Origin of the sequence: Streptomyces sp. SID486 (genome assembly GCF_009865385.1) — a bacterium.
Classification (GTDB): Bacteria; Actinomycetota; Actinomycetes; order Streptomycetales; family Streptomycetaceae; genus Streptomyces.
This window is the reverse complement of sequence record NZ_WWJT01000113.1, coordinates 1-8980: the sequence shown is the minus strand read 5'-3', so window position 1 is coordinate 8980 and position 8980 is coordinate 1. Positions and strand designations below refer to the sequence as shown.

Annotated in this window: 9 protein-coding genes; 7 read left to right on the top strand and 2 right to left on the bottom strand. The window is 73.5% G+C overall.

The window, feature by feature from the left end; translation table 11 throughout:
• Positions 1–18: 18 nt before the first annotated feature.
• A complete protein-coding gene (locus tag GT045_RS05670) occupies positions 19–891 on the bottom strand; it encodes a bifunctional DNA primase/polymerase (RefSeq protein WP_161296680.1) in 873 nt (290 codons plus the stop codon).
• 348 nt (positions 892–1239) lie between these two features.
• Between GT045_RS05670 and GT045_RS05665 the strand changes: the two genes are divergently transcribed.
• The 6 genes from GT045_RS05665 to GT045_RS05640 all read left to right on the top strand — a co-directional run bounded on the left by GT045_RS05665 (position 1240) and on the right by GT045_RS05640 (position 6719).
• On the top strand, positions 1240–1551 hold the full coding sequence (locus tag GT045_RS05665; RefSeq protein ID WP_161296682.1) for a hypothetical protein: 312 nt from the start codon (positions 1240–1242) through the stop codon (positions 1549–1551).
• Between the two features lie 196 nt (positions 1552–1747).
• Entirely contained in the window at positions 1748–2653 is a 906-nt protein-coding gene (locus GT045_RS05660) for a bifunctional MaoC family dehydratase N-terminal/OB-fold nucleic acid binding domain-containing protein (RefSeq protein WP_161333473.1), read from the top strand.
• Positions 2650–3048: a MaoC/PaaZ C-terminal domain-containing protein gene (locus GT045_RS05655; protein WP_161296686.1), complete on the top strand. Its 399-nt coding sequence runs from the start codon at positions 2650–2652 to the stop codon at positions 3046–3048. The genes GT045_RS05660 and GT045_RS05655 overlap by 4 nt, the downstream gene beginning before the upstream one ends.
• Positions 3045–4211 (top strand): lipid-transfer protein, encoded by a 1167-nt coding sequence (locus tag GT045_RS05650; protein ID WP_161333472.1) that lies wholly within the window; start codon positions 3045–3047, stop codon positions 4209–4211. Before GT045_RS05655 ends, GT045_RS05650 begins: the two co-directional genes overlap by 4 nt.
• 145 nt (positions 4212–4356) lie before the next feature.
• The gene (locus GT045_RS05645) at positions 4357–4950 is read left to right on the top strand and encodes a SigE family RNA polymerase sigma factor (protein ID WP_161296690.1); all 594 of its coding nucleotides are present in this window, start codon (positions 4357–4359) and stop codon (positions 4948–4950) included.
• A 113-nt stretch (positions 4951–5063) separates the two neighbouring features.
• Positions 5064–6719 (top strand): long-chain fatty acid--CoA ligase, encoded by a 1656-nt coding sequence (locus GT045_RS05640; RefSeq protein WP_161296692.1) that lies wholly within the window; start codon positions 5064–5066, stop codon positions 6717–6719.
• A gap of 284 nt (positions 6720–7003) precedes the next feature.
• On the opposite strand, the gene GT045_RS05635 is transcribed toward GT045_RS05640, so the two are convergent.
• Positions 7004–8218 (bottom strand): MFS transporter, encoded by a 1215-nt coding sequence (locus GT045_RS05635; RefSeq protein ID WP_161333471.1) that lies wholly within the window; start codon positions 8216–8218, stop codon positions 7004–7006.
• A 134-nt stretch (positions 8219–8352) separates the two neighbouring features.
• Between GT045_RS05635 and GT045_RS05630 the strand changes: the two genes are divergently transcribed.
• On the top strand, positions 8353–8934 hold the full coding sequence (locus GT045_RS05630) for a TetR family transcriptional regulator (protein ID WP_202516873.1): 582 nt from the start codon (positions 8353–8355) through the stop codon (positions 8932–8934).
• Positions 8935–8980 lie beyond the last annotated feature (46 nt).

Genomic DNA, 8980 nt, shown 5'->3' with positions numbered 1-8980 from the left:
CGGATCGGCGGGGGCCCGTCACGGTCGGTGCCCCGTCATCCGGGCCGCGGACGCGATGGTCGCGCGCGCTTCGCGTTCCGTCAGGCCGGTGTGGACGGCCGCCTCGGTCAGGGGAGCGGTCAGGGCGGGCCCGATGCCGTTCTCGTAGGCGCGGCAGGCCGCCCAGAACAGGCGGGTGTTGCGCTGGCCCTCGTGCGCGCCGAGCACGAAGTGGACCAGTCCTCGGCCGTGGTCGCCGGCGGCGGGCTGGGCCGGGTGGTGGGGGCGCGGCGGGGGCAGCAGGAGGCGGAGCAGGGACGGCGGGCAGGGTGCGGGAGGCAGGTGGGCGGTACCGGGCGCGGCGGTGTAGACGCCGTGGTCGGTGCGGGAGCCGGGGCCCACGAGGTAGCCGCCGGCGCCCCGGATGTCGATGCCGGGGGCGAGCCGGCCGGCCGAGTTCGGTACGACGGCGTCCGGCGGGCCGGCCAGCCACAGATGGCGGCCTCCGCTCGGGGTCAGCACGACGACCGTCTCGGGGATCGTGAACAGGTGGCGCAGGGCCAGCTCGCGCAGGGCGGCCGGGGCGTCGGTGCCGGTCTTGGTGTCCAGGTCGACACCGATCAGGTGGTACGGCGGCAGCCCGCAGGCGATGCCGTAGCCGGTGGCCCGGGGTGCGGCGGCGAACAGCGCGCGGATGCGGGCCGGGTCCGTGGAGGCGTCGTACACGCCGTGGCCGAAGCGTCCGCAGGCGCCGTGGCAGGTGCGCCCGGCCGGGTCCGGGTCGTCGCGGTGCGGGGAGCGCAGGGCGGGGAGCTTGGTCCGGGACAGGGGGATGACGGCCAGGCCGCGCTCCGCGGCTGACAGGGCGTGTGCGAGGGCCAGCGTGGTGGCCTGCCGGTCGGTGGTGGCCATGCCCTCCATGTTCGTACGTACGTTCGAAAAAGGAAAGGGCGCTCCCCCTGCGGCGCGCCGGTTCCGGGGGACTGGCCGGAAAGGTGCCGGAACGTTTCACTCCTTGTGCCGCCCGGGTGGGGGAAGTCCGTACTTACTGGGCATGGGAGGGGAAGTGGCTAAAGGCATCGATAGAGGTTTATCGACTTGTCATCACGCTTGCGTGCGAATCACGGCTTCCGGGGTGGTTCGCCGGGGATTCGGTGGGCAAATCTGGTTCCGCGACGTCGTCCACGACAGTCAAGGCGGTCGGCCAACTGCCCTGACGAAAGCCGTAGTTCACTGAGTGCTTGGTTCTGGAGGAACAACATGGCAAGCATCCGTACCGCTCGCGTCATCGCCGCCGTCTCCGCTCTTCCGCTCGCCGCCGCCCTCTTCGCCGGTGTCGCGACGGCGGACAACGGCGCCCTCGCGAACGACGGATCGAACGCTGGTGTGGCGAGCGTCGTCGGCAGCGGGGTCGGCGGCAACAACCACGGGAACTCGTCCACCACGAACCAGAACGCGGTCGGTTCCGGTGCCTCGAACCAGAGCAACACCGCCCAGGTCAACGGATCCGCGTTCACGGCCATCCAGCAGGGCAACGAGAACGTCGCCATCCACTTCACCCACCTCTGGTGAGCCTCGGGCGAGGGCCCTCCTGACCGAGGGCGCTCGCGGGGTGTGCTCCGGGGTCGCGACACGTCCGCGCGGCGGCACTTCGGTGCCGCCGCGTCGGCGTTCCACCGGGGCGGCCCTCGGTGGCCGGCCTTGACACCCCACCGCATCTGACGGACAGTCAGAAACTGTCCCGGGGCCCGAACCAGGGGGTGGTGGCGTGAGAGACGAGCAGCCGTACGACGAACTCGGCGCGCAACTGGCGGAGTTCGAGGGCCGGCCGGCCGCCCTCACCGGCGTCGGCAAGGACCCGGTGAACGCACCGATGATCCGCCACTGGTGCGAGGCCCTGGGTGACACCAACCCCGCCTACACCGGCCCCGCCGCCATCGCCCCGCCCACCATGCTCCAGGTCTGGACGATGGGCGGCCTGAGCGGACACCGGGACCGCACCGGCGCGTACGACGAACTCCTCAGCTTGCTGGACGCCGCGGGCTGCACCTCCGTGGTGGCCACCGACTGCGAGCAGGAGTACCTGCGGCCGCTCAGACCGGGCGACGAGGTCACCTTCGACACGGTGATCGAGGAGGTCTCGGCCCGCAAGACGACCAGGCTGGGCACCGGCTACTTCGTCACGACCCGCATGGTGGTCCGGGTGGGCGGCGAGCCGGTGGGCACCCACCGCTTCCGCATCCTCAAGTACGCCCCCGCCGCCCGTGCGGCCCGGACCCTGCGGCCCCGCCCGGTGGTCAACCGGGACAACGCCGGCTTCTGGCGGGGCGTGGCCGAGCACCGCCTCCTCATCCAGCGCTGCACGTCCTGCGGCACCCTGCGCCACCCCTGGCTGCCCGGCTGCAACGCCTGCGGCAGCCCGGACTGGGACACGGTGGAGGCGAGCGGCGAGGGCACGGTCCACTCCTACGTGGTGCTGCACCACCCGCCGTTCCCGGCCTTCGACCCCCCGTACGCGGTCGGCCTGGTCGAACTCGCCGAGGGAGTCAGGATGGTGAGCGACGTGACCGGGGTGCCGTACGACAAGGTGCGCATCGGGCTGCCGGTACGGCTCGTGTTCCGGCGGTACGACGAGGAGCTGACGCTGCCGGTGTTCGAGGCGGTGGAGCGGTGAGGGCCGGCGAGCGGCTGCCGGCGCTGGAGATCCCGGTCACCCGCACCCTGATCGTGGCCGGCGCGATCGCCTCCCGGGACTACCAGGACGTGCACCACGACGCGGAGCTGGCCCGGCAGAAGGGCGCGCCGGACGTCTTCATGAACATCCTGACGACGAACGGCCTGGTCGGCCGGTACGTCACGGACCACTTCGGCCCGGCGGCGGTGCTCCGCAAGGTCGCCATCAGGCTGGGGGCGCCCAACCACCCGGGGGACACGATGGTGCTGACCGGCCGCGTCGAGGAGGTCGACGGGGACACGGCCGTCGTCCGGGTCGTCGGCGCCAACGGGACCGGCACGCACGTGACCGGGACGGTGACCGTCACGCTCCCGGCCGAGGAGGCCGCGCCATGAGCCTGCGCACCCGGGACACCCTCGGCGGACGCGCGGCGATCGCCGGCATCGGGGCCACCGAGTTCTCCAAGGACTCCGGGCGCAGTGAACTGTGCCTGGCCGCGGAGGCGGTGCGGGCCGCGCTCGACGACGCCGGGCTCACCCCGACGGACGTGGACGGCCTGGTGACGTTCACGATGGACACCAGCCCGGAGATCACCGTGGCCCAGGCGTGCGGGATGGGCGAGCTGTCCTTCTTCTCCCGGGTGCACTACGGCGGCGGGGCGGCCTGCGCCACCGTCCAGCAGGCCGCGCTCGCGGTGGCGGCCGGCGTGGCCGAGGTCGTGGTCTGCTACCGGGCGTTCAACGAGCGGTCGGGCCGCCGGTTCGGCGCGGGGGTGCGACACCGGGAGCCCTCGGCGGAAGGGGTGGCGCTCGGCTGGGTACTGCCGTTCGGGCTGCTCACCCCGGCCTCCTGGGTGGCGATGGCGGCCCAGCGGTATCTGCACGCCCACGGGCTGACACCGCAGGCGTTCGGGCACGTGGCCGTGGTGGACCGCGGGTACGCGGCGACCAACCCGGCCGCCTGGTTCCACGGCCGTCCGATCACCCTCGCCGACCACGCCGCGTCCCGCTGGATCGCCGAGCCGCTGCGCCTGCTGGACTGCTGCCAGGAGACCGACGGCGGACAGGCGGTCGTCGTCACCTCCCTGGAGCGGGCCCGGGACCTGGCGCGCCCGCCGGCCGTGATCGCGGCGGCGGCCCAGGGTGCGGGCCGGGCCCAGGAGCAGATGACCAGCTTCCAGCGGGACGACCTGACCGGGCTGCCGGAGATGGGCGTGGTGGCGCGGCAGTTGTGGCGCACCTCCGGCCTCCGCCCGCAGGACGTCGACGTGGGCATCCTGTACGACCACTTCACCCCGTTCGTGCTGATGCAGCTGGAGGAGTTCGGCTTCTGCGGAAGGGGTGAGGCGGCGGACTTCGTGGCGGAGCGGCATCTGCCGCTCAACACCCACGGGGGTCAGCTCGGGGAGGCGTACCTGCACGGGATGAACGGCATCGCGGAGGCCGTCCGGCAGCTGCGGGGCACGGCCGTCAACCAGATCCCCGGGGCGTCCCGCACCCTGGTGACCGCCGGTACCGGGGTGCCGACATCGGGGCTGGTCCTGACGGCGGACGGCTGAGCCCTCAGGGTCCGACCCGCAGACGGTCGGACCCGCAGTCCACCTTCAGGAGGTGCAGCCACCCCCACCCCTACAACCTGAGGGGGACTCCGCTTCGGGACCTGCGGCCGATCCGCCGCGGTGGGGCCGCTCCTAGCGTGGAGGCATGACCACACCCGTCTGCACCAGCGCCTCGGACGCCGCCGCACCCGGGCGGCCGGGCCTCCCGCACGCTCGGCACCGCTCGGGCGGCGGCACCCCCGCCTACCCGTCGTTCGCCTCGTACGTGCGGGCCCGCCAGCCGGTGCTGCTGCGCACGGCGCGCTCGCTGACCGCGAACCCGAGCGATGCCGAGGACCTGCTGCAGACGGCGCTCGCCAAGACCTACGTGGCCTGGGAGCGGATCGAGGACCACCGGGCGGTCGACGGCTATGTGCGCCGGGCGCTGGTGAACACCCGGACCTCGCAGTGGCGCAAGCGCAGAGTGGACGAGTTCGCCTGCGAGGAGCTGCCGGAGCCGGAGCCGGTGTCCGGCGGCGACGACCCGGCCGAGCGGCAGGCGCTGCACGACGCGATGTGGCGGGCGGTCCTGCGGCTGCCGGCCCGGCAGCGGGCGATGGTCGTCCTGCGGTACTACGAGGACCTCAGCGAGGCGCAGACCGCCGAGGTGCTCGGCGTGTCGGTGGGCACGGTGAAGTCGGCGGTGTCCCGCGCGCTGGGCAAGCTGCGGGAGGACCCCGACCTGGTACCGGTCCGCTAGATCCGGCCCCGCCGCGCCGAAGTGACGCACCCCCTAGTGACATACCGCGTGGTATGTGCGCAGAATCAGCGCAACCTCTACCACCGCGTAGGCAATGTCGCCGGGAGGACTCCGTGCTGAGCACCATGCAGGACGTACCGCTGCTGATCTCCAGGATCCTGACCCACGGGGCCACGGTCCACGGATCGTCGCGGGTGACCACCTGGACCGGTGAGCCCGAGCCGCACCGGCGCACCTTCGCCGAGGTGGGAGCGCGATCCGCCCAGCTGGCGCACGCCCTGCGCGACGAGCTGGGGGTGACCGGCGACGACCGGGTCGCCACGCTCATGTGGAACAACGCCGAGCACGTCGAGGCGTACTTCGCGATCCCCTCCATGGGCGCGGTGCTGCACACGCTCAACCTGCGGCTGCCGGCCGAGCAGTTGGTGTGGATCGTCAACCACGCGGCCGACAAGGTCGTCCTCGTCGACGGCTCGCTGATCCCGTTGCTCGCACCGCTGCTGCCGAAGCTGCCGACGCTGGAGCACATCGTCGTCTCCGGCCCCGGCGACCGCGGCCCGCTGGCGGGCGCCGGCGCACGGGTGCACGAGTACGAGGAGCTGATCGCGGGCCGGTCCACCTCCTACGACTGGCCGGAGCTGGACGAACGCCGGGCCGCCGCCATGTGCTACACCTCCGGCACCACCGGCGACCCCAAGGGCGTGGTGTACAGCCACCGTTCGATCTACCTGCACTCCATGCAGGTCAACATGACCCAGTCCATGGGACTGTCCGACGAGGACACCTCCCTCGTCGTCGTGCCGCAGTTCCACGTCAACGCCTGGGGCCTGCCGCACGCCACCTTCATGACCGGCGTCAACATGCTGATGCCGGACCGCTTCCTGCAGCCCGCCCCGCTCGCCGAGATGATCGAGCGCGAGCGGCCCACCCACGCGGCGGCCGTCCCGACCATCTGGCAGGGCCTGCTCGGCGAGCTCACCGCGCGCCCCCGGGACGTGTCCTGCCTCGGCCAGGTCACGATCGGCGGTTCGGCCTGCCCGCCCTCCCTGATGGAGGCGTTCGACCGGCTCGGCATGCGCGTGTGCCACGCCTGGGGCATGACGGAGACCTCCCCCCTCGGCACGGTAGCCCGCCCGCCGGCGCACGCGGTCGGCACCGACGAGGAGTTCGGCTACCGCCTCACCCAGGGCCGCTTCCCGGCCGGCGTCGAGGCCCGCCTCACCGGCCCCGGCGGCGCCCGCCTGCCCTGGGACGGCGAGTCCGCCGGTGAGCTGGAGGTGCGCGGCCCCTGGATCGCGGGCGCCTACTACAACGGCCCGGACGCCGAACCCCTGCGCCCGGCCGACAAGTTCAGCGAGGACGGCTGGCTGAAGACGGGGGACGTCGGCACGATCTCCGCCGACGGCTTCCTCACCCTCACCGACCGCGCCAAGGACGTCATCAAGTCCGGCGGCGAGTGGATCTCCTCGGTCGAGCTGGAGAACGCGCTGATGTCCCACCCGGACGTCGCCGAGGCCGCCGTGGTCGCCGTACCCGACGACAAGTGGGGCGAGCGTCCGCTGGCCACGGTGGTCCTGCGGCCGGGCGCCAGCGTCGACTTCGAGACCCTGCGCACCTTCCTCGCCGAGGAGGGCAGGGTCGCCCGCTGGCAGCTGCCCGAGCGCTGGACGGTCGTCGAGTCCGTGCCGAAGACGAGCGTGGGCAAGTTCGACAAGAAGGTGCTGCGCCGGCAGTACGCGGACGGCCGGCTGGACGTCACCCGCCTCTGACGGGACCGCGCCCCGCGGACTCCGCCGGACCTCGTTCCGCGGACTTCGCTGGACCGCGCCCCGCGGACTTCGCTGGACCGCGTCCCGCGGACTTCGCTGGACCGCGTCCCGCGGACTCCGCCGGGACCGGGTCCCGCGCACTCCGGGGGGCTCGCGTCCCACACGCTCCGGCGGGATCACCCCCCCCGCGGTCTCTGACGGGACCGCATCGGACCGGGCGCGGCCTCGCGCCGCGCCCGGCGTACGGGCCCCGGCACCGCCGGACCCGGACGGGCCGCTCGTCGTCACCGGCGCCCGCGCCCGCCGGCCGTGCCCGCCCAGCCCAGCACCAGCCACAGCCCCGCCACGGCGCACACCCCGGCCCAGCCCCAGTGCCCGAAGGCGGGGCCCGCGGCGGCGGAGGCGAGGGCGCCGCCGGCGAAGCCGGAGACGACGTAGGCCGTGTTGGCGGTCGCCGGTGTGGAGGTCGTGGTCAGGGCCAGGGTCTGGTTGGCGACGTGGGAGGCGACCAGGGCCGCGTGGATCGCGATCGCCGCGGCGAACAGCGCCGGCAGCACGTGGCCGCCCAGCCAGAACAGCGGTACGGCGACGGCGGCCAGCGCGTAGGCCGTGCCGACGACCCGCGCCGCACCGAACCGGTCCACCAGGCCGCCCGCCGGCGGTGCCACCGCGCTCGCGGTCAGGCCGAAGAGGCCGAACAGGCCGGCGGTCGCGGTGGACAGGCCGTAGCCGGGGCCGGTCAGCAGCAGGCTGAGGGAGGTCCACAGGGCGCTCCACGCGCCGAACATCCCCGCCTGCCGCAGGCACGCGCGCCACAGCTCGGGCGAGCGGCGCAGCAGACCCGGCAGCTCCGCCGGGCCCGAGAACAGCCCGCCCCGCCGCACGCGCCGCTCGGCCGGCAGGACCAGGGCGGTGGCCAGGCCCAGGGCCAGCGTGAGCACGGCCGACCCGGCGAACACCCAGCGCCAGCCGAAGCCCTGTCCGACCAGGCCACCGAGCACGCGGGCCGCGACGATGCCGGTGAACAGCCCGGCGACGACGGCCGCGACATGCCGGGCGCGCCGGTCGGCCGGGGCGCGCGCGGCCACCAGCGGCACGAGCAGCTGCGGGACGACGGTCGCCGCGGCGGCGAAGAACACGGCGACGGCGAGGGCCGCGATGCCCGGGGCCACGGCCGCGAGGAGCAGCGCCGCCGTGGTGGCCACGGACAGCCAGGCGACGAGCCGGCGGCGGTCGACGCGGTCGCCGAGCGGTGCGAAGAAGAGCAGACCGGCCGCGTAGCCGAGCTGGGCCACCGAGGCCGTCCAGGCCACGGCGGCGGGGGTGGTGCCGAAGTCCTGGGCGATGAGGGGGAGGAGCGGGGCCGCGAGGTAGATGTTGGCGGCCGTGACGGCGGTGCAGACGGCGATGAGCAGGAGGAACAGGGAGCCGGAGGCCGGTCGTCCGCCGATGGGGGTCCGGACCGCGGATGCCTGGCGGACAGCGGTGGCTGACGGCATGAGCAGGGGTACTCCTTAACGCCGACTCAGACAACTAACTGGTTGGTTGGTAGCTGCCAACAGCGTGCACCGGCGCCGCATTCCCCGTCAACCAAATAGTTGGTTACCTGGTTTCGGCGTCCTACCCTGTCCCCATGGCAGCAGTGAGGGACCCCGAGGCCACCAGGGCCCGTATCTTCGAGGCGGCGGTCGCCGAGTTCGCCCGGCACGGCATCGCCGGTGCCCGCATCGACCGCATCGCCGCCGAGGCCAAGGCCAACAAGCAGCTGATCTACGCCTACTTCGGAAACAAGGCCCAGCTGTTCACCCAGGTCCTCGGCCGGTGCATGGTCGACCTGGCGTCGGCCGTGCCCGTCGACCCCGACGACATCGACGGCTGGGTGGACCGCCTCCTCGACTACCACGCCACCCACCCCGAGCTGCTGCGCCTGCTCTTCTGGGAGGGCATCGAGTACGGCAGCGCCGAACTGCCCGACGAGGCGGCCCGCCAGGACCACTACGCCCGCAAGACCGCCGCGATCGAGGACGGCCAGGCCCGGGGCGTCATCACCGACGCCATCCCGGCCGGCGACCTGCTGATCCTGCTGACCGCGCTCACCAACTGGATGACCGTGGTCCCGCAGATGCGGCGCATCCTCGCCGGGACGCGGGACAGCGACGGCGACCGCCTGCGGGCCTCCATCAAGGAGGCGGCACGCAGGCTGGTCGCACGCTAGCTGCGGAGCGGACGGGGACCGGAGCGGGAGCCGGACCGGAGCGGGA